The sequence below is a fragment of the Niveispirillum sp. FG148 genome (genome assembly GCF_057809655.1).
Genome location: NZ_JBMDKJ010000003.1, coordinates 340,998 through 366,467 on the forward strand (window position 1 = coordinate 340,998; position 25,470 = coordinate 366,467).

General features: G+C 66.7%; 25 protein-coding genes. 9 read left to right on the forward strand and 16 right to left on the reverse strand.

What is annotated here, in order from left to right:
• The first annotated feature begins 1 nt into the window (after position 1).
• From pstC to pstB, 3 genes are read left to right on the forward strand one after another with little or no spacing between them, the layout of a single operon-like run.
• A complete protein-coding gene (pstC, locus tag ACODTW_RS05095; protein ID WP_488944847.1) occupies positions 2 to 1,060 on the forward strand; it encodes a phosphate ABC transporter permease subunit PstC in 1,059 nt (352 codons plus the stop codon).
• 4 nt (positions 1,061 to 1,064) lie between these two features.
• Positions 1,065 to 1,916, forward strand: a complete 852-nt coding sequence (gene pstA, locus ACODTW_RS05100; RefSeq protein ID WP_488944849.1) for a phosphate ABC transporter permease PstA — start codon at positions 1,065 to 1,067, stop codon at positions 1,914 to 1,916.
• Entirely contained in the window at positions 1,916 to 2,737 is an 822-nt protein-coding gene (pstB, locus tag ACODTW_RS05105; protein WP_488944851.1) for a phosphate ABC transporter ATP-binding protein PstB, read from the forward strand. The genes pstA and pstB overlap by 1 nt, the downstream gene beginning before the upstream one ends.
• A 6-nt stretch (positions 2,738 to 2,743) precedes the next feature.
• Here the strand turns inward: pstB and ACODTW_RS05110 are convergent, their stop codons facing one another.
• From ACODTW_RS05110 to ACODTW_RS05135, 6 genes are all read right to left on the reverse strand, one after another.
• On the reverse strand, positions 2,744 to 3,631 hold the full coding sequence (locus ACODTW_RS05110; protein ID WP_488944852.1) for a sigma-70 family RNA polymerase sigma factor: 888 nt from the start codon (positions 3,629 to 3,631) through the stop codon (positions 2,744 to 2,746).
• Positions 3,615 to 4,079 carry a carboxymuconolactone decarboxylase family protein gene (locus tag ACODTW_RS05115; protein ID WP_488944853.1) on the reverse strand — a complete coding sequence of 155 codons (465 nt, stop codon included), beginning with the start codon at positions 4,077 to 4,079 and terminating at the stop codon, positions 3,615 to 3,617. The genes ACODTW_RS05110 and ACODTW_RS05115 overlap by 17 nt, the downstream gene beginning before the upstream one ends.
• 101 nt (positions 4,080 to 4,180) lie before the next feature.
• The gene (locus tag ACODTW_RS05120; RefSeq protein ID WP_488944854.1) at positions 4,181 to 4,663 is read right to left on the reverse strand and encodes a DUF6265 family protein; all 483 of its coding nucleotides are present in this window, start codon (positions 4,661 to 4,663) and stop codon (positions 4,181 to 4,183) included.
• Between the two features lie 125 nt (positions 4,664 to 4,788).
• Positions 4,789 to 5,259: a DUF6265 family protein gene (locus tag ACODTW_RS05125; protein WP_488944855.1), complete on the reverse strand. Its 471-nt coding sequence runs from the start codon at positions 5,257 to 5,259 to the stop codon at positions 4,789 to 4,791.
• 136 nt (positions 5,260 to 5,395) lie between these two features.
• Positions 5,396 to 6,004, reverse strand: a complete 609-nt coding sequence (locus ACODTW_RS05130) for a glutathione S-transferase family protein (RefSeq protein WP_488944856.1) — start codon at positions 6,002 to 6,004, stop codon at positions 5,396 to 5,398.
• Complete coding sequence (locus ACODTW_RS05135; RefSeq protein ID WP_488944857.1) at positions 6,001 to 7,152, reverse strand: YbfB/YjiJ family MFS transporter; 1,152 nt, start codon at positions 7,150 to 7,152, stop codon at positions 6,001 to 6,003. Before ACODTW_RS05135 ends, ACODTW_RS05130 begins: the two co-directional genes overlap by 4 nt.
• 103 nt (positions 7,153 to 7,255) lie before the next feature.
• On the opposite strand from ACODTW_RS05135, the gene ACODTW_RS05140 reads away from it, so the two are divergent.
• A complete protein-coding gene (locus tag ACODTW_RS05140; RefSeq protein WP_488944858.1) occupies positions 7,256 to 8,131 on the forward strand; it encodes a LysR family transcriptional regulator in 876 nt (291 codons plus the stop codon).
• Positions 8,132 to 8,169: 38 nt separating this feature from the next.
• On the opposite strand, the gene ACODTW_RS05145 is transcribed toward ACODTW_RS05140, so the two are convergent.
• From ACODTW_RS05145 to ACODTW_RS05155, 3 genes are all read right to left on the reverse strand, one after another.
• The gene (locus tag ACODTW_RS05145) at positions 8,170 to 8,424 is read right to left on the reverse strand and encodes a hypothetical protein (protein ID WP_488944859.1); all 255 of its coding nucleotides are present in this window, start codon (positions 8,422 to 8,424) and stop codon (positions 8,170 to 8,172) included.
• Between the two features lie 67 nt (positions 8,425 to 8,491).
• Entirely contained in the window at positions 8,492 to 9,121 is a 630-nt protein-coding gene (locus tag ACODTW_RS05150; RefSeq protein ID WP_488944860.1) for an EF-hand domain-containing protein, read from the reverse strand.
• Between the two features lie 88 nt (positions 9,122 to 9,209).
• On the reverse strand, positions 9,210 to 9,989 hold the full coding sequence (locus ACODTW_RS05155; RefSeq protein ID WP_488944861.1) for an EF-hand domain-containing protein: 780 nt from the start codon (positions 9,987 to 9,989) through the stop codon (positions 9,210 to 9,212).
• Between the two features lie 182 nt (positions 9,990 to 10,171).
• On the opposite strand from ACODTW_RS05155, the gene ACODTW_RS05160 reads away from it, so the two are divergent.
• A complete protein-coding gene (locus ACODTW_RS05160; RefSeq protein ID WP_488944863.1) occupies positions 10,172 to 10,954 on the forward strand; it encodes a polysaccharide deacetylase family protein in 783 nt (260 codons plus the stop codon).
• A 73-nt stretch (positions 10,955 to 11,027) separates the two neighbouring features.
• On the opposite strand, the gene ACODTW_RS05165 is transcribed toward ACODTW_RS05160, so the two are convergent.
• From ACODTW_RS05165 to ACODTW_RS05190, 6 genes are all read right to left on the reverse strand, one after another.
• Positions 11,028 to 12,884, reverse strand: a complete 1,857-nt coding sequence (locus ACODTW_RS05165) for a ribonucleoside-diphosphate reductase subunit alpha (protein WP_488944864.1) — start codon at positions 12,882 to 12,884, stop codon at positions 11,028 to 11,030.
• A 362-nt stretch (positions 12,885 to 13,246) separates the two neighbouring features.
• Positions 13,247 to 14,467 (reverse strand): glycosyltransferase, encoded by a 1,221-nt coding sequence (locus tag ACODTW_RS05170; protein ID WP_488944865.1) that lies wholly within the window; start codon positions 14,465 to 14,467, stop codon positions 13,247 to 13,249.
• 29 nt (positions 14,468 to 14,496) lie between these two features.
• Complete coding sequence (locus ACODTW_RS05175) at positions 14,497 to 15,351, reverse strand: aminoglycoside phosphotransferase family protein (RefSeq protein ID WP_488944866.1); 855 nt, start codon at positions 15,349 to 15,351, stop codon at positions 14,497 to 14,499.
• On the reverse strand, positions 15,348 to 16,493 hold the full coding sequence (locus ACODTW_RS05180; protein WP_488944868.1) for a hypothetical protein: 1,146 nt from the start codon (positions 16,491 to 16,493) through the stop codon (positions 15,348 to 15,350). The genes ACODTW_RS05175 and ACODTW_RS05180 overlap by 4 nt, the downstream gene beginning before the upstream one ends.
• A gap of 5 nt (positions 16,494 to 16,498) precedes the next feature.
• Positions 16,499 to 17,821, reverse strand: a complete 1,323-nt coding sequence (locus ACODTW_RS05185) for a nucleotidyltransferase domain-containing protein (protein WP_488944869.1) — start codon at positions 17,819 to 17,821, stop codon at positions 16,499 to 16,501.
• Positions 17,814 to 19,016: an MFS transporter gene (locus ACODTW_RS05190; RefSeq protein WP_488944870.1), complete on the reverse strand. Its 1,203-nt coding sequence runs from the start codon at positions 19,014 to 19,016 to the stop codon at positions 17,814 to 17,816. The genes ACODTW_RS05185 and ACODTW_RS05190 overlap by 8 nt, the downstream gene beginning before the upstream one ends.
• Before the next feature lie 346 nt (positions 19,017 to 19,362).
• Between ACODTW_RS05190 and ACODTW_RS05195 the strand changes: the two genes are divergently transcribed.
• Positions 19,363 to 20,724: a CRTAC1 family protein gene (locus ACODTW_RS05195; protein WP_488944871.1), complete on the forward strand. Its 1,362-nt coding sequence runs from the start codon at positions 19,363 to 19,365 to the stop codon at positions 20,722 to 20,724.
• On the opposite strand, the gene ACODTW_RS05200 is transcribed toward ACODTW_RS05195, so the two are convergent.
• Positions 20,702 to 21,529, reverse strand: a complete 828-nt coding sequence (locus tag ACODTW_RS05200) for a hypothetical protein (protein ID WP_488944872.1) — start codon at positions 21,527 to 21,529, stop codon at positions 20,702 to 20,704. The genes ACODTW_RS05195 and ACODTW_RS05200 overlap by 23 nt on opposite strands.
• Positions 21,530 to 21,698: 169 nt before the next feature.
• On the opposite strand from ACODTW_RS05200, the gene dgcA reads away from it, so the two are divergent.
• The 3 genes from dgcA to ACODTW_RS05215 all read left to right on the forward strand — a co-directional run bounded on the left by dgcA (position 21,699) and on the right by ACODTW_RS05215 (position 25,408).
• Positions 21,699 to 22,706, forward strand: coding sequence for an N-acetyl-D-Glu racemase DgcA (gene dgcA / locus ACODTW_RS05205; protein WP_488944873.1), 1,008 nt, complete (start codon positions 21,699 to 21,701; stop codon positions 22,704 to 22,706).
• A gap of 122 nt (positions 22,707 to 22,828) precedes the next feature.
• The gene (locus ACODTW_RS05210) at positions 22,829 to 23,959 is read left to right on the forward strand and encodes a pentapeptide repeat-containing protein (RefSeq protein WP_488944874.1); all 1,131 of its coding nucleotides are present in this window, start codon (positions 22,829 to 22,831) and stop codon (positions 23,957 to 23,959) included.
• Positions 23,960 to 24,307: 348 nt separating this feature from the next.
• Positions 24,308 to 25,408, forward strand: coding sequence for a pentapeptide repeat-containing protein (locus ACODTW_RS05215; RefSeq protein ID WP_488944875.1), 1,101 nt, complete (start codon positions 24,308 to 24,310; stop codon positions 25,406 to 25,408).
• Positions 25,409 to 25,470: the final 62 nt, after the last annotated feature.

A 25,470-nucleotide genomic window follows, 5' to 3' on the forward strand; every position in this document is an offset into this window, starting at 1 on the left:
CATGGAAATGCGGACGCGGGTGGCCGATGACGCCACCCGCGCCTTCGCCTTGTTCGTCCCTGCCCCCCTTGAACGGAAATCCATCATGGCCGACGCGGCGATTGCCGGCGCGGGAACGGAACATCGGCTGTCCGCGCGTTACCGCTGGCGGGATCGGGCCTTCCAGGGTTTGACCCTGGCCTTTGCGCTGCTGGTCCTGCTGCTGCTGGGCGGCATCATCCTGTCCATCGTCCGCGGCGCCTGGCCGGCCCTGGCCGCTTTCGGCCCCGGCTTCCTGACAACAGAAGTCTGGAACCCCGTAACCGACCGGTTCGGGGCGCTGGCCCCCATTTACGGCACGCTGGTCACTTCCGCCCTTGCCATGCTGGTGGGGGTGCCGCTGGGGCTGGGCATCGCCCTGTTCCTGACCGAACTGTGTCCCGCCGTCCTGAAACGGCCGCTGGGCATCGCCATCGAGCTTCTGGCCGGCATCCCCAGCATCATCTATGGCATCTGGGGCCTGTTCGTGCTGGCGCCGTTCCTGCAAAAACATGTGCAGCCGGCGCTGATCGACACGCTGGGGCCCCTGCCGGGGATCGGGTCGCTGTTCCAGGGGCCGCCCTATGGCATCGGTGTACTGACGGCGGGCCTGATCCTGGGCATCATGGTCCTGCCCTTCATCACGGCCGTCACCCGCGACGTGTTCGAGACGGTGCCCGCCATGCTGCGGGAAAGCGCCTATGGGCTGGGCTGCACCACCTGGGAAGTGGTGTGGAACGTGGTGCTGCCCTATACGCGGACGGGCGTGATGGGTGGCGTCATGCTGGGCCTGGGCCGCGCCCTGGGGGAAACCATGGCCGTGACCTTCGTCATTGGCAATGCCCACCGCATCTCCCCCTCGCTGCTGGCCCCCGGCACCACGATTTCCGCCGCCATCGCCAATGAATTCACCGAAGCGACGGGCGATCTCTACACATCCTCGCTGGTGGCGCTGGGTCTGGTCCTGTTCATCATCACTTTCAGCGTGCTCAGCTTGGCCAAGCTCATGCTGCGGCGCCTGGAACAGCATCGGGGCCGGTAGCATCATGGACAGAAGCATCTATCGCCGCCGCAAGGCGCTGAACGTCTTCATGCTGACCCTGGCCTGGCTGGCCACGGGCATCGGCCTGCTCTGGCTGCTGCTGATCCTGGGCATGCTGGTGGTGAAGGGGGCGGCTGCCCTGACCCCGACCCTGTTCACCAGCATGACGCCACCGCCCGGCACCGATGGCGGCGGCTTGCTGAACCCCATCGCCGGCAGCCTGGCCGTCAGCCTGCTGGCCATGGTCATCGGCCTGCCCACGGGGCTGCTGGCGGGCACCTGGCTGGCCGAATATGGCCGGCAGCGGCCCCTGGCCGAACTGGTCCGCTTCATCAACGACGTGCTGTTGAGCGCGCCCAGCATCATCATCGGCCTGTTCATCTATGAATTGCTGGTGCTGCGCATGGGGCATTTCTCCGCCTGGGCAGGGGCCTGCGCGCTGGCCGTCATCGTGGTTCCCGTCGTGGTGCGCACGACGGAGGATATGCTGCGCCTGGTGCCCGACAGTCTACGGGAAGCCGCCGCCGCCCTGGGCGCGCCGCGCTGGAAGATCATCACCCTGGTTGGCTACCGCGCTGCGCGGTCGGGCCTGATCACCGGCGCGCTGCTGGCCTTTGCCCGCATCAGCGGGGAGACGGCCCCCCTGCTGTTCACCGCACTCAACAACCAGTTCTGGTCGACCGACCTGAACGCGCCGATGGCCAACCTTCCCGTCACCATCTTCCAGTTCGCGCTCAGCCCCTATGAGGGCTGGCAGCGGCTGGCCTGGGCAGGGGCGCTGCTGATCACGGCGGCGATCCTGGCGCTCAACATCCTGGCCCGAATTCTGTCCGGCGCCAGCAAAGGAAAACAGTGATGACCGATTTCAGCCTGCCGCTTGCCGCCGCCCTGCCGGACAGCGCGGCGACCATCGCCACCGACGCCCCGGCCAAGCTGGAAATCCGCAGCCTGGATTTCCACTACGGCCCCTTCCACGCGCTGCGGGACATCAGCCTTTCCCTGCGCGAACGGCAGGTGACCGCCTTCATCGGCGCATCGGGATCGGGCAAATCGACCCTGCTGCGCGTCTTGAACCGCATCTACGATCTTTACCCCGGCCAGCGCGCCACGGGGCAGGTGCTGCTGGACGGGCAGGACATCCTGTCGCCGCGTCAGGATGTGAACCTGCTGCGCGCCCGCATCGGCATGGTGTTCCAGAAGCCCACCCCCTTCCCCATGTCGATCCACGACAATGTCGCCTTCGGGATCAAGCTGTATGAACGGCTGGACAAGGCCAGCCTGGAAAAGCGGGTCGAACAGGCCCTGCGCGCGGCCGCCCTGTGGGAAGAGGTGAAGGACAAGCTGCACCAGTCCGGCCTGTCCCTGTCGGGCGGACAGCAGCAGCGCCTGTGCATCGCCCGCGCCATCGCCACAAGGCCGGCCATCCTGCTGCTGGACGAGCCGACCAGCGCCCTGGACCCGATCTCCACCGCCAAATGCGAGGATCTGATCAGCGAGTTGAAAGCCGATTACACCATCGCCATCGTCACCCACAATATGCAGCAGGCCGCCCGCATCAGCGACTGGACGGCCTTCATGCATCTGGGCGAACTGGTGGAATTCGCCAGCACGGATGAAATTTTCACGGCCCCGCGACAGCAGCGGACGGGGGACTATGTCACCGGTCGCTTCGGCTGATCCCAGTCACGCCCGCCCCACCACCCCTTCCAGGTGGCGCAGCTTGTCCGGGTTGCGGGTGATATAGATGGCGACCACCGCGTCGCCATCAATGAGCAAGGCCGTGCTTTGCAGCACCCCATCCGTGCCGACGCTGACATAGCCGGGCAGCCCATCGATCATCCCGCGCCACAGGACCTGCGGCATCTGCAAATCGCGCTTGGCGGCGATGCCGGCAAAGAAGCGGACGATCTTGTCCTGGCTGAAGATCGGGTTCACGGCGGCGCGGCGATGGCTGCCGCCATCGGTGTACAACACAGCGTCGGCCGCCAGCAGCCCGCTTAGGCCCACCACATCGCCATTATGCGCGGCGGCCAGGAAGGCATCGGCGATTTCCCGCCCCCGGTCGGGTGCCACGGGAAAGCGCGGGCGGGCGCCACGCACATGGGTGCGGGCGCGCGACGCCAATTGCCGGCATGCCGCCTCGTCCCGATCCAGGGCGGCAGCCACCGCGTCGAATGGCTGGCCGAACACGTCATGCAGCAGGAAGGCAGCGCGTTCCAGCGGCGACAGCCGCTCCAGGGCCAGCATCAGGGCCATGGTCACCTCCTCCGCCTCCTCCCGCCCGGCATCCGGATCGATGAAGGGTTCGGGCAGCCAGGGGCCGATATAGGCTTCATGCCGGGCGCGGGCGGATTTCATCTGGTCCAGGCACAGCCGGCTGACCAGCCGGACCAGATAGGCCTCCGCATCCTTGACCCCGGCATGATCCACCCCGGCCCAGCGCAGCCAGGCCTCCTGCACCATGTCCTCGGCCTCGGCCACGGAGCCCAGCATGCGATAGGCGATGCGGGACAGCCGGGGCCGCAGGGCGTTGAACAGGCTCAGCGCCTCGGGCTCAGGCCGCGCTGACACGGACCTTGGCCTTGGGATGCGGGGCGCGGAACCCGACGGCGAAGCGGTTCCAGACATTGATGATCCCAATGGCCATGGTCAGCTTCACCTGCTCCTCTGCGGTGAAATGCGCCTGCAACAGGGCGTAATCCGCATCCGATGCGCCGCTATGGGCGATGTCGGTCAGGGCCTCGGTCCAGGCCAGGGCGGCACGCTCGCGATCGGTATAGAGGCTGCTTTCCCGCCAGGCGTCCAGCAGATAAAGCCGTTCTTCCGTCTCCCCGGCCGCGCGGGCGTCACTTGTATGCATATGCAGGCAGAAGGCACAGCGGTTGATCTGCGAGGCGCGGGTCTTCACCAGTTCCAGCAGGCTGAACTCCAGCCCGCAATCCGCCACCTTGGCGCTGATATCCAGCAGCGGGCGCATCAGGTCGGGGGCGGCAGCATGGAAATTCAAACGCGCGGTCATGGGTCGTCTCCATCATGGGTGTCATCGGGACCCCCGCATCGGGGGCTTCGAATACCAGGACGAGACGCCATGACCGCGTGTGACATGGGGGCTTAAAAAAATCAGGGCGCGTCGCCGGCCCGTTTCCAGGTCCAGCCGAAGCGGCGCACACCGCCATGGCCATCCGGTCCCTCCAGGGCGACCACCATCACCCCGCCATAGCGGTTGAAGACGACGCGCTGCGGATAATCGATGCTGGTATTGACGAAGGTGGCCGTGTTGGGCCCGCTCTCCGCCAGCTTGAAGGGCATGACATTCGCAAGACCCAGCGGCTGGCCGTAATAGACCACGCTGCCATCGGCTTCGACGACGATGCGGATGAATTCAGTGTCGGTGCCGCGGCTGGTGGACAGGCTGCGACGCATGCCCAGCATGACGCCGCCGGCCGGCTTCATGAAATGCTGTTCGGTGCGGGCATTTCCCTCCCGCCCCGCCCATTGGCCCGACAGCCAGGCCAGCTGCTTCAGCGGATCATCGGCCGCGTGTGATTGTGTGGGAGCCAACAGGGTCAAAACGAAGAACAAGACGGCAAAGAGGCGAGACATGAACACCCTCCCTTTGGTTTTGCTTTGTTTTAACCATGTTACGCCTTTATCGGGGGTTCGTCGCCTCCATCGAAGCTATCCCGAAGATTTCGGCGAAACAGCAGGAAAAGTCTCGACATGGGCCGTCAGGGGGCCGGACCAGCCAGCGTCCACGACCAACTGAACCGCCGGGTTGCGCCATCTTTTCCCGGCCCCTCAATCGTGGCGGTCAGGGTGTCGCCGATGCGGCGATAGCGGATCACCTGCGGGAAATCATGGGCGGGGTTGGCGAAGACCGCCAGATCAGGCGACGCCTCCACCAACGGAAAGACAGCGGGCGCCTGTCCCATGGGGTGGGCATGGTAGGCAAGGCGCCCCGTCGCATCGGGCGCTATGCGGATGAACTCCACTTCCGGTGGCCGGCCTGTTCGCAAGCTTCGGCTCATACCAACGATGATTCCGGCCGCCGGGCGCATGTAATGCTCCTCAATGCGGTTGCCGTTCATAGTGCCCAGCCACTGGCCGGACAGCCAGGCCAGATCATCGGCCACCGTTTCGGCAGCCGAGGCCGGCCAGCAGACAACAAGCAGGGCGAGAAGCGGAAGAAAGCGGGGCATAGGCACTCTCCGGATCGGCCGATGCCCCATCTTATAACAATTCCCGATGAGCCGGGATCATCGGGAATTGTTATGGCGGCGCTGGCGATTGAAGCCCGGTGATCGGCTGCGATCACCGCGACATGGTATTAGGCGCTCAACGCGGATCCGTCGCGCGTAAGCTTGGGCGTCCGGATATACCGGCGCACCAGTCGGCCAGCAGCGGGCAGCCCTGGCGCCAGTCGATCGAATCATGCCGGAAATCAAGATAGTCCAGCGCTACGGCCACGGAAAGGCCCCCCAGCCCGAACCCCTCGGCTTCCAGATCTGCCATAGCCCCTTCCAGGACCGGCAGGCTGCGCGCAATGGCCGCCTTCTGCCGCGCCACCCAGCCGGGGGACTGTTCACCCGCCGGCCGCCGCCCCTCGACCACGGCACTGAAGGCTGCATCCATCAAGCCATGGGCCAGGGCGGACAGGCGCAGCGCCCGCCAGCGCGCGGGCCCTTCGGCCGGCAGCAGCCGGCGGCCGGGCAGAACCGTATCCAGATAATCGGCGATGGCCCAGCTTTCCCCCAGGGACCAGCCGTCATCCGTGACCAGGGCCGGCACCTTGCCGGACGGGGCCGCCGCCTGCAGGTCGGCCGGGTCGATCCAGGGATCGACCGTGATGATGGCAACGCGGTCCAGCGCTTCCGTCCCCTTCTCATGCACCAGGGCTGCCACCTTGCGGGCATAGGGGGAGGTCTTGGCGATGTAGAGTTTCATGATTGCATCCTTCTTGTTCGGGCAAGGCCGGCCAGCCCCGCCAGCGTTCCCAGCATCAGAACCAAAGCCCCCAGGGCGAACAGCGACCGATGCGCGCCCGTGGCCGCGAACAGTGCCGACAGGGCATAGCCACCGCCGGCCTGCATCAATGCGAAAAACCCCGTCATCCGGGCCCAGGACGCGGTATGCCCCGCCGCCCCCGCCAATTGTCCCGCCACACCGGATGCCAGGGCCACACATCCCGGTGTCAGCGCCCCGACGACCAGGGCGGACAGGCCCAGCGGCAGCGGGGCCGAGGATAGCAGCGGCAGGGCCACCGCCATCGCCTTCACGCCCAGCGCCAGCGTCAGCGCCGCCGTGAAGCCCAGCAGGCCGGCGATCCGCGCCACCAGCACAGGCCCGACCAGGGCGCCAACCCCGAAAATGAACCAGTAGACCCCGCCCATGGACAGCCCCTGCCCCAGCCCGCGGGCGACGTAATCGGAAAGGAACAGCGTGTGCGGGACAAAGCCCATGCCGTCGCTGGCATAGGCGGCGGTGAACAGCCACAGCGCCGCCGATTGCCGCCCCGGTGCCGCCACGGCCGTCAGATGCGGGGCCGACGGCCAGCGCCGCCAGAAATGCACCGTCAGCAGCAGGGAAAACACCCCGATCCCGGCCCAGGCCGTTGCAACGCCATGGCCCGCCAGCCAGGGCAGCGCCGTGCCGCTGATGATCACCCCGGCCCCCAGGCCGGAAAAGACGATGCCGGCCACCAGCGGCTTACGCTCCACCGGCACCATGGCCATCAGCACAGGGGCGGCCAGGATCATCAGCATGGCCCCGCCCACCCCGGCCAGCAGCCGCCAGAAGCCCAGCCAGACCATGCCGCCGTTCCAGGCGCAGGCCAGCAGCGACAGGGCCACCATCAGCATGGCCGCGCGCAGGACCCGCACGGCCCCCAGGGTCCGCCCCACCCAGGCCGCACTGACGGCCCCCAGCAGATATCCCGTCAGGTTGGCCGCCCCCAGCAGGGCGCCGCCCGTGGCATCGACCCAGCCTTCGCCCACCAGGGCCGGCAGCAGCGGCGTATAGGCGAAACGGCCCAGGCCCACGCCCAGCAGCGTGCCCGCCAACCCCACCATCGCCAGCCGATAGGTATCGCGCATGCGCGTCGCCCCTTTGTGATCGCCACCACGTTGGCACGGGATTGACATCATGAAAAATGAAATATCAGGATACTTGAAATCTTTATTATTGATGGATTGCGCCATGGACAGCACGGATCTGGCCTTCTTTCTGGCCGTGGTGGAAGAAGGCGGGGTGACGGCGGCGGCGCGGCGGCTGAATTGTGTCCAGTCCAATGTCACGGCACGTATCCGGGCGCTGGAAGGGGCCCTGGGCATGCCGCTGTTCCACCGCAACGGCAGGGGCGTGGTGCCGACGCGGGCGGGGGAACGGCTGCTGCCCCATGCCCGGCAGGTGACGGCGGCCCTGCGCGCGGCGCGTGACAGCCTGCGGGACCTGCTTAATCCGGACCGGCCCGGCGGGCAACTGGCCATCGGCAGCATGGAAACGACGGCGGCCTGCCGCCTGCCGCCCGTGCTGGCCGCCTATCACGCCGCCTTTCCTGATGTCGAACTCAGCCTGCGCACGGGATCGACGGGGGCGATGGTGGAGGAGGTGCTGTCCTATCGCCTGGATGCGGCCCTGGTTGGCGGCCCCATCGACCATCCCGATCTGGTCTGCGCCGATGTCGGGACCGAACATATGGTGATGGTGACGGCGGCGGGCGTCGACTGGCCGCAGGCGATGGCGCGTCCGGGCCTGTCGGCCCTGTGCTTCCGGCGCGGCTGCGCCTATCGAGAGCGGCTGGAGGGGTTGCTGGCCAGCCTGGGCGCACGACAGGCGCGGTTGCAGGAATTCGGCACGTTGGAAGGCATCATCGGCGGCGTGGCGGCCGGCATCGGCATCTCACTGCTGCCGCTGGCCGCGGTGGAACGTTCGCCGCAGCGCGGCGCCCTGGCCGTGCATGCAGTACCCCATCCCTGGTCAGTGGCCCCGACGCAGCTTATCCATCGGCGTGACGCCGTGATGACGGCCGCCCTGGCGCGGTTCATCGACCATGCACGTCTAGGTTGGGATTGATCGTTGCAATCAGCAATAGCGTTGCTGATTGCAACGCATCACCAGACCATGGAGACGGCGGGCCGATAGGGGGCCTGTTCAAACATGCCGTTGACCAGGCCCTGCAGCTGGATGCGGGCCCCTTCCGGTTCCAGGGATGGAACAGACGCCTTGGACAGGGGTGCAACATGGAAACCGCTGGTGCGCAGCCGCTTCAGGGTTTCGCGGGCGTCCACCGCGCGGGACGGGTGGATGGCCGCGACGGTGGCGACCCCCTTGGGTGGACGGACGATGAACAGACCGAATTCTGGCATGACAACCCCCTATGCCGATGGATAGGGGGCGCAAAAGCAAAAGAGATGCCAGGGACTTAGCCTATCACTATTGGACAGACCAGGCCTTCATCGGCCCTTCCGCCATCTCCATGAATTCCGACAGGCTGATCTGTCCGTCATGGTTTTCATCCATGATCGTGTGACGGCGCAGGGCCTCGGCCCGCAATTCGTCTGGCGTCACCCGGAAATCGGCATTGGCATCGGCCGACATGACGGGATCGATGCCGATGCGATATTGCGGCCGGCCCTTGCCATTGTTCTGGACGGTCGCCGCCTCGTCCGGCGTCATGTCGATGCGGCCGGGACGCAGCCGCCTGCCATTGTCGGGCGGCGCCTCGTGGAAGGGTGAATTGACGCGATACAGCGTCAACTCCGCCGAAGTGACGAACCCGTCATGGTTGAGATCATAAAACGGGAAAACGCGGTCCGCCTCCGCGGCCATCTCGGCAGGCGACAGTTTGCCATCATGATTGGTGTCGGCGCGGGCAAACCAGTCGCGCATGGCGGCACGATAGGTCTCCGCCTCACGCGACGGGCGGCCCAGCGGCTCGCCCAGCGGGCTGACGGGGGTGTAGCGGATGCCGGGCAGACGCGGATCGTTACCGCCACACCCCGCCAGGGGCAGCAGGGTCGCCGAGAGGAGCAGGCAGACCCCCGCCCTGGTCATCACGCGCATGGAAAGCTCCGTTCCGGACAAGGCCCCGTCTGGTGTAAGGGGCCGCCGGTACGGTGCCAACTGAAAAAGGCGGAAGTTGGTCGTGCGATCAACCGCGCGGCGGCCCGCCACCACCGCCCGGGCCGCCACCACCGCCCGGACCACCACCGCCGCCTTGACGCCGGCCACCCATGCGGGCCGGTCGCTCATTATAGGCGATGATGGCGCCCGCGCGGATCTCCTCCAGGCTGACGCGGCCATCCTTGTCGGCATCGGTGGCGCGCAGCCGTTCCAGCGCCAGGCCCTGCAATTCCTCCAGCGTCACCCGGAAATCCAGGTTGCGGTCGGCGGACATCACCTTGTCCTCGCCCGCACCACCGCCCATGCCGCCAGCAGGGCCGCCGCCACCGGGACCCCGCCCGCCGCGCTCGCCAGGCGGCGGCCCTTCACCGCCACCGTCGGGCGGGGGCGCCGGCCGATCCCCCCCGCCCTCGGGCCCATCGGGGGGCGGACCATCCGGGCGCTGGCCCTTGCCGCCGCCGCGCAGGGCGGCCTGTCGGGCCAACCGGTAATCGCCCAGCTCGCGGGCATTGATGGTGCCATCCTTGTCCGTGTCGACCAGGGCATGGAACCGGGCCACATCCACCTTCAATTCGTCGGCGGAAATAAAGCCGTCATGATTGGTGTCGACGCCCTTGGCCCATTCCACAACGGCAGCCGCATAGGCATCCTCGTCCGGCGCCATGCGGCCCAGCATTTCGCCAGCCAGCGTCAAAGGCACGCGCCCGCCCATGGGACGCCCCCCGCCCGGACCGCCCGGCGGCCCATCGGCATGGGAAGAACAGGCGGACAGCAGCAGCAGGGCCGTAAGGGCAGCAGTTGAGCGCATGAGGTCGGTCCGAACAGGGAACAATTGCCCTTGCACGGACGGGGCCTATCCCGGTCGTCGCGCGCCTGCGAGCGCCCCGGACCCCGCCTGCCGCCTGCCGTCTGCCGTCTGCCGACGCGGAGTAATTGTCATTTCGGGCGAATATTGATTAATTACCGCGTCTTCTGACATGGGGATGGGATATGCGGCTGGTCATCGCCTTCATGGCACTGGCGCTTGGGATCGGCCCCGTTGCTGCGGCTACGGGCTGGAACTGGCCGGGTGGGCGGCAGGCCGCCATCGTCCTGACCTATGACGACTCACTGGCATCGCAACTGGACGTCGCTATTCCGCAGCTTGATGCCGCAGGCCTGAAGGGGACCTTCTTCATGTCTGCGATTTTCGATCAGAAACTGGTGCCACGCTGGCGCGCCGCCGCCGTGAACGGGCATGAGCTGGCAAACCATACGGTTTTCCATCCTTGCGCACGCGGCACCTTCAAGATGTCCGATCACCAGACCACCGAATCTTACGACATCGCCGACCTGCTGACGGAGATCAAGGTGCAGAACACCTTGCTCTACGCCATCGACGGAAAAACGGACCGGACCTACGCCATGCCCTGCGGGCAAAGACAGGTGGGCGGCAAGGATTATGTGGATGCGCTGCGGGCTTCGGGGCTGGTGCGCTATGCCCGCGGCATCGCCCCACCGGCAGCCAGTCCGGACAAGCTCGATCCCTATTACGTGCCCTCCACCTTCTTCCCCGACACGGTGACGGGTGCCGACCTGATCGCCTATGTCGAAGACATCCGCAAGCAGGGCGGGCTTGGCGTCATCGGCTTCCATGGCCTGGGCGGCGACTATTCCATCGTCACCGCCCAGGCGCATCAGCAGCTCGTGGATTATCTGGCCGCCCATCGGGACGAAATCTGGGTCGCCACCTTCGCAGAGGTGATGGACCGCGTGAAGGGCACAAGCCCTTAACCCTCCCCCACGCTGGACGGAAAAAAAGGCCGCCACCGGGTTCCCGATGGCGGCCTTTTTGGACTGGACCTGCTTACTGGCAGGCGAGGCATTCCTCGTACTTGTTCGTTTCCACCGCCGGTGCCGGCTTGGCGCGGCCGATCTCCTTGGTGGCGTTGCTCTCGGCGCGCTGCACCGACATGGAGCGCAGGTAATACAGGCTCTTCACGCCTTTCTTCCAGGCCATCATATGGATCTGGTGCAGATCGCGCTTATGCACGTCGGCCGGCAGGAAGACGTTCAGCGACTGGCTCTGGCAGACGAACGGGGTACGGTCGGCGGCATGTTCGATCAGCCAGCGCTGATCCAGTTCGAAAGCCGTCTTGAAAACGTCCTTCTCGTCCTGGGTCAGGAAATCCAGATGCTGGACGGAACCGCTGTTCAGGGTGATTTCCGACCAGGTGTCCTCGTCGTTGCGGCCCTTTTCCGCCAGCAGCTTTTCCAGGTACGGGTTGCGCACCGAATGGCTGCCCGACAGCGTCTTGTGGGTATAGGCGTTAGCGGCCACCGGCTCGATCCCGGGCGAAGCACCACCGGTGATGATGGAGATGCTGGCCGTCGGCGCGATGGCGATCTTGTTGGAGAAACGCTCCATGACGCCATATTCGGCGGCATCCGGGCACGCCCCTCGCTCATGCGCCAGCTTGACCGACGCAGCATCGGCATGACGCTTGATATGGGCGAACATGCGCTTGTTCCAGACCTTGGCCATGACGCCTTCGATCGGGATCATCTGGCTTTGCAGGAAGCTGTGGAAGCCCATGACGCCCAGACCCACCGACCGCTCGCGCATGGCCGAGTACTTGGCCCGCGTCATGTCATCCGGAGCCTTCTGGATGAAGTCCGTCATGACATTGTCCAGGAAACGCAGCGTGTCCTCGATGAAGGTGGGATGGTCCTGCCATTCCAGGAAATTTTCCAGGTTCAGCGAGGACAGGCAGCAGACGGCCGTGCGCTGCTTGCCCCAGGGGTCCAGACCGGTGGGCAGCGTGATCTCGCTGCACAGGTTGGACATCTTCACCGTCAGGCCGGCCAGCTTGTGATGTTCCGGGATGGCGCGGTTCACATGGTCGATGAACAGCAGATAGGGCTCACCCGTTTCCATGCGGGCCGTCAGGATGCGGATCCACAGGTCGCGCGCCTTGACGCGGCGCAGGATCTTGCCATCCTTGGGGCTGGTCAGGGCCCATTCCTCGTCCGCCTCAACCGCGCGCATGAAGGCATCGGGGATGGCGATGCCATGATGCAGGTTCAGCGCCTTGCGGTTGGGGTCACCGCCGGTGGGGCGGCGCATCTCGATAAATTCCTCGATCTCCGGATGGGAGACCGGCAGGTAGCAAGCCGCCGAACCGCGACGCAGGCTGCCCTGGGAAATGGCCAGCGTCAGACTGTCCATGACGCGGATGAAGGGGATGACGCCGCTGGTCTTGCCGCTGTCCTTCACCTGTTCGCCGATGGAGCGCAGATTGCCCCAGTAGGAACCGATGCCGCCGCCCTTGGCGGCCAGCCACACATTCTCATTCCACAGGCCGACAATGCCTTCCAGGCTGTCGCTGGCTTCGTTCAGGAAGCAGGAGATGGGCAGGCCGCGGCTGGTGCCGCCATTGGACAGCACGGGCGTGGCCGGCATGAACCACAGCCGGGAGATATAGTCATAAAGGCGCTGGGCATGCGCATGATCGTCGGCATAGTAGCTGGCGACGCGGGCAAAAAGATCCTGATAGGACTCGCCGGGCATCAGATAACGGTCGTCCAGCGTCGCCTTGCCGAACGTGGTCAGCAATTCGTCGCGCGAACGGTCCACAGTGACCGCCGGATGCTTGGGCATCTGGATCTGACCGAACACGTCGCCCGCCTGCGGCGTCCACTCATTCACTTCGCCATCACGCATGACTTATCCCCGTTTTCCCCAGTGCCCCACCTGTGGATAAATATCCACAGAACACAACATCTTGTTGGCTGAGGCCCGGATCGTACCAAATCCCGCCCCCGCCACAAGGCAGAAATTTCCGCCCTGTCCATCATGAATAGGCTTGACCCCAGCCATTCCAAGGGTGCGGGCCAACGCAGCCGGGCCATGCGTCCGGCGATGCTTGACGGATGCGGAAAGCGGCGACAGGCCGGCCGCTCCGGTGGGGTCGACACAGGGATAATGGCGGCCCGCCTGCCTTGGCGGGCCAGGAAACGGGGTGACGGGGGATGACGCGGAGCAGAATCAACAGGACACACAATATATGGGGATTGTGACAGTCCCTACCGCATCATCTCGATAATGCGATCCAGCACGGCGGGACGCCGCGCCATGACCGCCCGCTCCCATTCCCGGGCCTGGGCGACGCGGGCACGCAACGCCGGCAGGTCGGCCCTGGCTTGGTCCAGGACCCGGCGGACATCCGCCGCCGTCAACGGCTCGCTGGGCATCACCAACGGCAACGCAAGACCCAGTTCCACGCAGCGCGCCGCCATGCCCGGCTGGTCCCCGAACAGGGGACAGGAGATCATGGGCACGCCACTGAACACGGCCTCATGCGTGGAATTCAGGCCGTGATGGGTGACGAACAGGTCGGCGTGACGCAATATGCCGGTCTGGTTCACAAACGTCTCCACCCGGACATTGGGACGCGTCAGACGTTCCGCGGCCCCCGGCCCCATGGGGCCTCCCAGGCTGATCAGGCCACGCACCCCGGCCTGGCCCGCGATACCATCGGCCAGCGCTTCCAGCCTTGCCAAAGCCTGATCAGGACAGATCATCCAGGCCGTCCCGCCAAAGCCGACATAGACGCGCAGGTCGTTCCCGGCATCCGGCCCGAACGGATCGGGCAACTCGGGGATCAGCCCCTCCCCTTCGGGCCAGCAGGAACCGAAGAATTCAACGGGCTCCAGCCCCTCCAGCGCGTCTGACGGCAGGAATTCCGGCGGCTCGGAAACGATGTTGAGATCGACGTCCGGGTCATCGGCCAGAAAGGAGAAGGGCGTGGCATCAGGAATGCCGTGGCGTTCCCGCAGCGCCGCGACAGCGCTTTCGCATGCCGGCGCGATGTGGACCGGCTCGCGGACGCGGCCTTCCGCCATCATCATCTTCATCCGCTGGTTATGGCCGGCCCGCATGGCGACGCGGGGGATCTTCAGATGATGGCCGACCACCCGGGCGACCAGGGCGAAACTGTCATGCAGGATCAGGGCGGGGTTCAGCGCCGCCACCTCCTGCGTCAGCTGGTCGCCCCAATATCCTGCGAAGCTGACACAGCGGACGGGCAGCGGCGTGGACGCGTCATCCGGCACCTCCATGGGTCGGCCGCCGAAAATGTCGCGAAATTGCGCACCCGTGCGCTCGACGAAGGGGCGGGCGGGTTCCGGGGCATAGAACACCACCTGGATCCCCCGCCCGCACAGCCCGGAAACCACGGGCAGCATGCGGTTGAGATGCCCCTGTCCGGGGAAGACGAAGGCGACAATGGTGCGGCGCGTGTTCATCCGGTCAGCTCTCGGGGATGGAAGGGTGGTCATGCCAGGGCGCGCAGGCATTGAAGGGGGGCCGCCAGGGCCGTCGGGCCCAGACCGTGGCGCAGCCCGGCGCTGATGGTGGCGGCCGCGATGCGAAAGCAGGCTTCGTGCCGGAAGGCCGCCACGTCGCCGCCCGCCGCCAGATAAGCGTCGCGAAAATGATCCCACTGCCAGGGATGGCGGGCGCAGTCATGCCAGCCCCAGCGGTACCAGCAGCGCGCCAGGTCCATGCCGGCCGGACCGGGACGGAAATGCTCGTTGTCGATGACCTTCAGGGCTCCCGTCAGGTCGATCACCATGTTCTCGCCGCAGAAATCCGTATGGGCCAGGATCAGGGCCCCGCTTGCCGGCGCCTCCGCGTCCAGGCGATCACACAGGGCCGCCACCACGGGCGCCGGCAGCAACCCACCTTCCTGAAGCGCGCCAAGCGCCGCCCGCACGTCGCGCCACAAGCCGGACAGATCCCCCATGAAGGGCAGGTCCATATCCCCGGCCTGGCCCACCGCGTGCAGTCGGGCCAGCACCGCCGCCGCCTGCCCCACCCGGTCGGCATTGGCGGCAGCATCGTCCAGCACCTGCCCGTCGACCCAGGCTTCCAGCAGCACGGCACCATATCGGGCCAGCACGGGCGCGAAATCGTCGGGCAGGCCGGCGCGCAGCAGTTGCTGGCGCTGCGCCACCGCTTCCTCCCCGAAACGTCTGGCCTTCAGGCAGCCGCCCCCCGCCAGTTCCACGCGGAAGGCCCCGGCGGGCCGCACCAGACCGACGCCGGGGCGCAGCGGCTCGATATGCTGCACCCGTCGGCCGAAGGCAGCGACGGCCCGGGCGATATCATCGGCGGCCGTCACTGTCATGCCGCCCCTCCCGTCCATCCCAGCGCCTGCCACAGTTCCACGGCCGGTCGCGCATAGGCCTGCGGACCCAGCCGACAGCGGTAGACGGCCACGCGCGATGTCAGCAGCGCCAGCCGATCCCCCATGGATGGCCCTCCCGCCACGGGCACCCCCGACAGGCTGGAAAACAGGGTCGACCGCTCCCGGTCCGCCGAGGGGCCATAAAGGCAGGGCCGCAGCATCGCCGGGGCCAGGGCCGGCGGCACCCGCTCCACCTGCCAGCCATCGATACCGGGCGTAATTTCGGGCAGCAGGATGGCGCGCAGCGGCGCCCGGCCCAGCCGTGCCACGCCCAGCCGGCCGGCAAAGCGCGCCGGGGTCAGCATCAGCGGTGCCGCATCCCCCACCGGCGCCTCCGCATCGAACCGGGCCGCGGCCGGGAATTCCTCCGCCCGCGCCAGCACCTGCGGAAAGGTCTGGACGGTACCGGGGCGGATGGAAGTGACGGTCGGGATGCCGCTGGCCATGGTCCCATCTCTGGCCGGCTCCACAAAGACCCGGTCGTTGGACATATGCGCAACCCCGCCCGCCATCAGCAGATGGCACAGCAGCGAGGTTTTCCCCGCCTCCTTGCGGCCGGCAATGGCCAGGGCCCATCCGTCGCGCGCGCAGGCCGCGGCATGCAGGTCCACCACCGGCCGCCGCATCGCGATCCCGGCGGTCAGGATTTCCCGGACCAGGGCCAGCAGCGCCAGCCTTGCCCGCCCGTCACCCGGTGCGGCCACCAGTTCCGCTCCCGCCGGGCCGATCCTGATAAAGCTCTCCGTCACCGGGTCCAGCAGCCACCGGTCGTCCCCGTCCTGCCAGCCGGGAAGTGCCACCGTCCGGCTGTCCAACCGGATGCAGGGGGCCGGGGGCAAGGTCTGGCCCGCCGCCCGGCGGGCGCTCCATTGCCCCTGCACCGCCGCCAGCATGTCTGCCGACCGCCGCATGGACACGCGCACCGCATCAGGCGACGATGCTGCAGCATCGCACCAGGGTGGCAGGAATTCGGCCAGCCAGTCACCATCGGCGGGATCATCACCGATGATTTCCACAGCAACAGGTCCAGGGGTGTAGAGGACGCGCCATCCCACGGACGCAGGGGCAAGGTCGATCGCCATCCCCCTCACCCTGCCCGCAGCCAGACGGCCAGGCGCCGACGATCGGCCTCCGCCGCGGGCGGCAGGGTCTCCGATGCCGGGCCGCGCGGTCCGGCCATCCGCATCAGGGCACGCCGCCCGTGCCGCCCGACAAAGGCGGCCAGATAGGCCGGATACAGCATGGGCAGCCAGACGGGCTGGCCCTGCACGCCGGCCCAGTGGGCCAGTTCGATCCGCGGCACGAAGGCGCGGCGCAGGATCAGGCCCAGCCTGCCGCGCCAGGTGGGTATCCGCGCCAGCTTGGTCAGGGCGACGGACTGTTCCGGCAGGGGATGCAGGGGGCGGCCATGCTTCAGCCGCCGCCGCGCCAGGGTGGCCGCCTTCAACCGCATCTGCTGCTCAGCAATGTCCATCAGCCCCGCCAATTCCTTTTCCTGCGCCCGGATGGGCCGAGCCGCGGCGTCGGGCAGCGTACAGCCCAGCCTGTCGGCCACCATGGCCAGGGTGATGATGGCCGATCGCTCCGCCCCCCATTGGCGGGCACGGTTCCAGAAGGCGGGCCAGTCGATGCGGTCCCGCCACCGGTCCAGGGCCCTGGGAATGTCGGCAAGGTTCAGCAGTTTCAATCCGAACTCGTGGTGGGCCGCCGCATGCAGGCAGAGATGCAGCAGCGCATCCTCCGGTGCCAGAGCCAAAGCCCCCGTGCCACCGACAGCCAGCGGCTGTGCCCGCTGCCACACGCCATCCAGATCGATGTCGGGCATGACGGCCGGAACCTCCAGATCATGGTGGATCTCGATGGGCGGCCCGGCCGGGTGGAAGAAGGGCGACAGGTGGTGGCAATCCTCCCGCGCATGCTTCCAGGGCTTCACGGGGAAGGGCAGCACCCCCGGGTCCTGGCTGTAACCCAGCGCCTCCACGACGCGTACCGTCGCAGCCAGGTCCTCACGACGGACCAGCAGGTCGATATCCATCATCGGACGCGTCGCCGGATCGGTGTAGATCTGATTGGACAGATGCATGCCCTTCAGCAGGATCACCGGCACCCCGGCCTCCCGCAGTCCTGACAGCAGCGGCAGGGCCAGCCTGTCGGATCGCAGGGTACGACGGCGCGACAGCAGATAGGCCCGTCTGAAGCCGCGCCAGATCGCGGACGGCACCGATGGCCGCGCCCCGGCATCGCGCAGCACCTGGTAGGCCAGGGGCGTCAGCCAATGCTGGTTGCATTGCCGCAGGAAGTCCGCCCATCCTGCCTCCGTCAGACCGGACAGCAGCTCGGGCGCCGCAGATCCGCCGGCCAGACGCAGCAGCCGGCGCCATCCCGGCGTGGACAACAGTCCATCATCCATGGTCCGGCCCTCGCGGCGCCAGCAGCAGGGCCGCCAGACCCAGCAGGCTGGCGGCAATGGCGAAGCGGGGAACGATGGCAATGCCGACAGCTGCGGCCAGCGCCCCCGCCAGTGCCGGGGCCAGCGCGCCGCCCACAATTTCCCCTACCCCCACCACCAGCCCCGTGGCCGTGGTTGCCAGGGCCGGCGACACCGCCGCAGCAGTCAGCGGGCCGACGGTCAGCGCCGTCGCCCCTGCCCCCGCCATGCCGATGACCAGCAGCAGAGCGAACAGCATTGGCACGTCCCCCGGAACGACCATGAACAGGGCCAGCAGCAGCACCTTCACACAGGTGGCCGCCACCAGGACGCGCCGATGGCCCAGCCGGTCCCCCAGCGCCGGCACCAGCGTCATGCCCAGAAGCCCGCCCAGTCCCTGGCCGGACAGCACGATCCCCATCTGATCCAGCGGCAGATGCAGGTGGTCGGTCAGATAGCTGGGCAGGAAGGCGCCCATCGTCGTGACACCGGCCAGCCAGCAGCCCATGGCCATGGCGGAGGCCCGGACATTGCGCAACCGCAGCACGGCCCCCCAGGCACCGGGGCCGGCTGCCGTCGGGTGGGGAACGGGACGATCGGCCTTCAGCAGGCGCGAAAGGGCAAAGGCCAGCAGCGGCCCCGGCAGTGCGGCGATGACGAATATCCAACGCCAGGAGGGCAGCACGTCCAGGAGCCGCGTCGCCAGCACCGGCGCCAGCGCCAGACCGAACAGCCCCATGCACAGATGCAGCAGCCCGACATTGACGCCGATGCGACCGGGCGCGGACGCCCGCGTGGCCGCGACAATGCCGGCAGGCATGAAGGTGCCTTCTGCCGCCCCCAGCAGGGCCCGGATCAGGATCAGACTGCCCAGGCCGACCGCCAGGCCGGTGAGCCCCGCCAGGGCGGAGAAGACCAGCATGGCGGGGATCAGCACCGCCCGCACGCCAAACCGGTCGGCCAGCCGGCCTGTGCCGATGGCAGCACCGCCCCAGGTCAATGCCAGGGCGGCGGAAATAAGCCCGATATCACCGTATCCCAGTCCCAGATCGCGCGCGATGACCGGGAAAACCGGATTGATGACAAACCGGTCCAATCCAACCATCCCAAAGCAGAGCGACAGAACCAGGATTCTCCCGAACCCGCTTCCTGCACCCGGCACGCTGGCACCGTTCATCTTGTCCCCTGTTTCCGTGGGGGCAACACCATCAGGCCGACAGCCTGGGTCTTGCACCACCGCGTTTCCAGTTCCCCCTGGATATCTGGTCATCTGACACAAGCCAATTGTGCAAAGCAACGTCATAGTTTAACGCGAGGGTTGCGCTGCCAGACCTTCGGCTGTGGCAGGGCCGGCCGGCGACCTGTCGTCGCAGGGCGGGTAGCGACCGGCGGGCGGGATGACGGCGTTCCCCGCGCGGCCAGGGGCCACGCAGACGTCACAGTCAGCCGGCTTGCCCCTTGTCCCCGTCCGGTCTATTCAAGGATGCGCTTCCGCACCGGAACGCGGCCATAACGGGGGCCGGATGTTCATCGAATGCTCCAACCTGATCGCGGGTAATCAGCCAGCCCTGCATTACGGCGTGGCCGTGGCTGATATCGACGGCGATGGCCAGGACGAAATCATGGTGGCCGGCTATGGCGGACCCAACCGGGTCCTGAAATGGACGGGCCAGGGTCTGGCCGACATCACCCCGCCACCGCTGGCCGATGACGGCCGCAAAGCCATCGGACTGGCCTTCGGTGATATCGACGGCGACGGGCGCGAGGAACTCTATCTGCTGAACAGCGAGGGCTATTCGGGTCCCAAACAGGTTTCGGACCGGCTGCTGGCCTGTTTCGGCGACCGTTGGGTCGATCTGTTCGCCCTGCCGGAGAATTTCGCCGTCGCCAACCGCTTCGCCGGACGCAGCATCGCCGTCATCGACCGGGCCGGCGCCGGCCGCTATGGCTTCATTGTCGCCAATTATGGCGGCCCGATGCGGCTTTACGAGATGGGGCCGCGCGGCCGCATCCTGGACCGCGCGGACGAGGTGGGGCTGGACGCCATCACGGGCGGGCGGTCACTGCTGGCGGCCCCCATCCTGGGCGACCGGCCGGACATTTTCGCCGGCAACGAGATCGGCCCCAATCTGTTCTTCCGCAACCAGGGCGACGGCACCTTCACCGAACTGGCCGATGCCCTGGGTCTGGCCGATACGGGCCAGCCGGCGCGCGGCGTGGCGCTGGTCGATGGCGACGGCACCTTCGACATCATGCTGGCCAACTGGGACGGGCCGCACCGGCTGTTCCATCAACATCCCGGCGGCGGATTCGTCGATGTCGCCCCACCTGAACTGGCCCATCCGTCACGCGCCCGCACCGTCATCGCCGCCGATTTCGACAATGACGGGTACGAAGAGATCTTCATCAACAATCTGGGCGAGCCCAACCGCCTGCTGGGCTGGCGGGAGGATCGCTGGGTGGCGCTGGATATCGGCGACGCCGCCCTGCCCCACGGCCTGGGCACCGGGGCCGCCGTGGCCGACCTGGACGGTGACGGACAGCTGGAACTGCTGGTCGCCCATGGCGAGCATGCGCCCCAGCCCCTGTCGCTGTTCATCGCGGAGCCGCGGGGCAACAGCTGGCTGCGTGTGCGGCCCCTGACGGCGGCGGGGGCGCCGGCGCGCGGCGCTGTCGTGCGTCTATGGTCGGGTGACCGGATGCAGATGCGGGCCATCTGCGCGGGCTCCGGCTATCTCTGCCAGATGGAACCGGTGGCCCATTTCGGCCTGGGCCGCGCTGGCATTGTGGATAGGGTAGAGGTGCGCTGGCCCGATGGCGCGGTTCAGCGCATCGACCGGCCCGACCCTTGCCGCACGCTGATCATTCCTCATCCCGGACGATGATGCGCGGCTGATAGGGGCCGATGGCCACGCCATAGATGCGGGTCCACAGCAGGGCTGTCGTAGCCGTCACCAGCGGATGGGTGACGGACAGGATGATATTGGCGATCAGCACCAGCAGCAGACTGTCGGCCTGGATACCCAGGATCAGCAGAATGGCGGCCGGCGCCTGGATGGGCAGGTTGACCAGCACCAGCGCCATCAGCGGCGGCAGGCCGCCCAGGCGCGCCGTCGCCTTCCAGCTGGCACCCAGGACGAAGCGCCCATCCTGGATGACCGACCCGATGGCGGGGCCCAGCCGGGCGACCGGCCACAAGGTCATGCCCAGGATGACCAGGTATGTCAGCAGGTGAAACCAGTCGGGCAGCGCACTGGCCAGTGCGGCGGGATCGTTGGCAGCCGGGTTTTCCGCCAGGCCATGCCCCGTCAGCCCGGCCAGCAGGGTCATGATGATGCTGGCGGGCAGGATGGATGCCAGACCCGACAGCAGCAGCATGGACAGCAGGATACCGCCCGTGCGCCACATGCGGCGTTCGAACGGCATGTCCCAGAACTGCACCTTGTCCTCACCCAGCAGCAGGAAGCGGCCCCAGCGCACGGTCCACAGGCCCTGCCCCCAGATCATGCCCAGCACCGACAGGAACAGCAGCAGGCTGCCGCCGCTTTCACCCGACCGCGTCATCTGGGCGACGCCCAGCACTGCCAGGACCAGGGCAGGCGCACCGGCAAACCGGAGAACACGACCAGGATCGGAGAGGAGAAGCAGATAAATCGCCAGTGATTCGCGCCAGGCGTCCTTGAAATTCATCTTGGGTCCAAGTCCTGAGCCAGCCGGTATCGGTTTTCCAAACGGTCTACCACATGGGGTGCATCGGCGCGATGGCAATGGTGCCTTGCTGCGCTGCGATGCCGCTGTCCTTCGACAAGTGCCTGTACCTGTTATAGATTCTTCGCCGGAGAATTAATCGGAGACAGCGATGGCCGCCGCCATTCCAGCATCCCTGACCCTGTCGATCCGGGCCGAAAGCTTCCCCATCCGCGGCACCTTCCGCATTTCGCGCGGGGCCAAGACCGAGGCCCATGTGCTGGTCGCGGAATTGCGCGATGCGGATGGGCGCGTCGGGCGGGGGGAATGCGTGCCTTACGGCCGCTACGGCGAATCCATCGACAGCGTGACGGCGGCGATGGAGACGACGCGGGACCTGTTCGCGCGCGGCATGGACCGCCGCCGCCTGCTGTACGCGCTGCCCGCCGGGGCTGCGCGCAATGCGTTGGATTGCGCACTGTGGGACCTGGCCGCCCGGCGCGCGGGCCGTCCGGCCTGGGAACTGGCGGGGCTGGCGCCGCCCGCCCCGGTGACGACCGCCTTCACCCTGTCCATCGACAGTCCCGATGCCATGGAACAGGCCGCCGCCGCGTCCGCCGACCGGCCGCTGCTGAAACTGAAGCTGGCCGGCGATGGCGCCGACCTGGACCGGGTGGCCGCCGTGCGCCGCGCTGCCCCCGCCAGCCGCCTGATCGTCGATGCGAACGAGGGCTGGACACCCGACGACCTGTCCACCCTGCCCGATGCGCTGGCCCGGCTGGGGGTGGAGATGATCGAACAGCCCCTGCCTGCCGGTGCCGACGCAGCGCTGGCCGGGTTCCGCAGCCCCGTGCCCATCGGCGCCGATGAAAGCGCCCATGGTCTGGCGGGGCTGGAGGAACTAGCCGGCCGCTACGACGTCATCAATGTGAAGCTGGACAAGACCGGCGGCCTGACGGAAGCCCTGGCTGTGAAGGCGCGGGCGCAGTCACTGGGGCTGTCGGTCATGGTGGGCTGCATGGTTGCCACGTCGCTGTCCATGGCGCCGGCCCTGCTGCTGGCGCAGGGGGCCGATTATGTCGATCTTGACGGCCCCCTGCTGCTGGCCCGCGACCGGGAACCTGGATTGCACTACGATGGGGCGACACTGTTCCCCGACGAGGGTCAGATCTGGGGTTGACGGGCGTCCCTGCCTGCCTACCCCTTTTGGCCAGGACGGTCAGGAGATGTTGGCGGGTTCCCCGTCGCCGGGTGTATGGCATACTCCTCACCTCCAAGGCCCTTCGAGAAACAATTCGCCTGATGAACAAGCCGCAGAGTGCCCATACGCTGCCTTCGCACGACCTTCAGGTCATGCTGGCCCAGCACACGCTTTTTGCCCGTGGTCACGCGGGCAAGCGGCTGGAGATGCGTTTGCAGAATCTGTCGGGCATCAAGCTGAACAATTACGATCTCTCGCAATGCCTGCTGCTGGCCTGCAACCTGTCCTATACGGACCTGGAGGGTTGCTCTTTCCAGGCGTCCAACCTGTCCAACAGCCTGTTCATCGGCGCCAATCTGCGCCATTGCGACTTCACGCGCGCCGACCTGCGCGGCACCCGCTTCTACAAGTCCGACCTGCATCAGGCCAAGATGACGGGGTCTGACATGCGTGTCGGCTCCATCACGCTCAACAGCGGCGGCGTGGCCAAGCAGCGGGAATTCACCACCGACCTGTCCTATTGCAACATGGAGGAAGCCACGTTGCAGGACGCGGTGCTGCAGAATGTGCGGCTGCGCGGGGTGAACATGCGCAACGCCGATCTGTCGGGCGCCGATCTGTCGGGCGCCGACATGCAGGGCGTGGTGCTGCTGGGGGCGTCCATGGCGCGGGCCAAATTCACCGGCGCCAATATCAAGAACGCCGTCTTCACGGTGAATGACGAAACCAAGCGCCTGTTCGCCGGCAATCCCGCGTTCGAAGAGCATTTGAGCAATCTGAAGGAGACGGACCGCATCGTCTCCGCCCATGAGGAATGGGTGAATTCCGGCGGCCGGTCGGGGGCGCGGGCGGATTTCGCGGGCCTGGCCCTGCGCGGCGTGGATCTGCGCGGGCGCGAATTGTCGGCCGTGTCCTTCCGCGGGGCCGACCTGACGGGCGCCAAGCTGGCCCATGCGCGCCTGGCCGCCGCCGATTTCAGCGGCGCCACCCTGGCCTATGCGGAGCTGTCCAACGCCGATCTGCGCGGGGCGGGACTGGAAAATGCCCGCCTGCTGCACACCATTGTCGACAATGCTGATTTCAGCGACCTGGAATTGCGCGGCGGCGGCAAATTGTCGGTCCGTTTCTCCGGTGCGTCCATTGAGTGGACGAATTTTTCCCAATGCGCGGTCACGTCGGACCAGCTGGCCGGGGCGGCCTTGCGCGAATGCCGGATGCCGGAAGAGCATTAAACAGCTGAAGCCGTCATTTCGGCAGCGGTTTAATCTAATAAATATCTAATTTTACACTTATTGCGCCTATAGATCTCCGACGATTGACAACCTTGTCATCGTTGCTGCGCGCGGGATTGCGCCACCGGCAGCCGGGTCGACACCCCCAGAATGCTCACCAAAGAAACCATCAATATTAATACGTTAATTATTTATTTCATCTTTGATTCGCGGCATCATGATTACACGAAATAGATCGCATGGTTAATCTCTTATTAACTTGCGACATCACACACAGCCGAATGCATTATGGCCGCACAGATTCCCGATACCGGTTCACCACGGACAGACCTGACGACGCATCTCGCCATGCACTCGCTTTTTCTGAAAGGAAAGGGTGGCAAGCGGCTGGAGCTGCGTTTGGCCAATCTGGAGGGGACGCGACTGAAGGGGTTCAACCTGTCGCAATCGACGCTGCTGGCCTGCAACATGTCGCAGACGGACCTGGAGGGCTGCAAGTTCCGCGAAACGGACCTGGCCAACAGCCTGTTCATCGGCGCCAACCTGAAACATTGCGATTTCACCCGTGCCAATCTGCGCGGTGCCCGCTTTTACAAATCCGATCTGGCGCAGGCCAAGCTGAATGGCAGCGACATGCGCATGGGCAACCTGACGCTGCATCGCAAGGGGGCAGAGAAGGACGACCAGATCGTCAGCCGCGAATTCACCACCGACCTGTCCTTCTGCAACCTGGAAGAGGCGTCGCTGGAAGATGCCCTGGTGCGCAAGGTGCGGCTTCGTGGCGTCAACATGCGCAATGCCAACCTGTCCAATGCCGATTTCAGCGAAAGCGACCTGCAGGGTGTGGTGCTGCTGGGCGCCAAGATGCAGGGTGCCAATTTCCTGCATGCCGACATCAAGGACGCCACCTTCACGGTGGATGACACGACGCGCAAGCTGTTCCAGGGGCTGCCGGCCTTCACCGAGCATCTGAGCAACCTGGCAGAGATCGACCGCATCGTCGCGGCCCATGAGGAATGGGTGAACAGCCAGGGCAAGGTCGGCACGCGGGCCGATTTCGCCGGCCGCAAGATGAAGGGGGTGGACCTGCGCGGGCGCGAACTGTCCACCATCTCCTTCCGCGGGGCCGACCTGTCGGGGGCCCAACTGTCACATGCCAAGCTGGCGGCCTGCGATTTCGCCGGCGCCAACCTGTCCTATGCCGATCTGGCGGGCACCGATCTGCGCGGGGTCGGGTTCGAGGGGGCGACGTTGCGCAACACCGTGCTGGAGGCGGCCAACATGACCGACCTGCAGCTGCGCGGCGGCGGCACCCTGCCCGTGCGCCTGCACGACGCCACCATCGAATGGGTGGATTTCACTGACACGATGATCGATGCGGGCCGGCTGAAGGGCCTGAAGCTACGCGACTGCACCCTGCCGCCGGGATTGGTGGAGAGTGCGGGTTAACACCTATTTGTATGGATCAGAACCTACGGTCCTGATCCATACAGCCCTCATGCGCCGGGCGC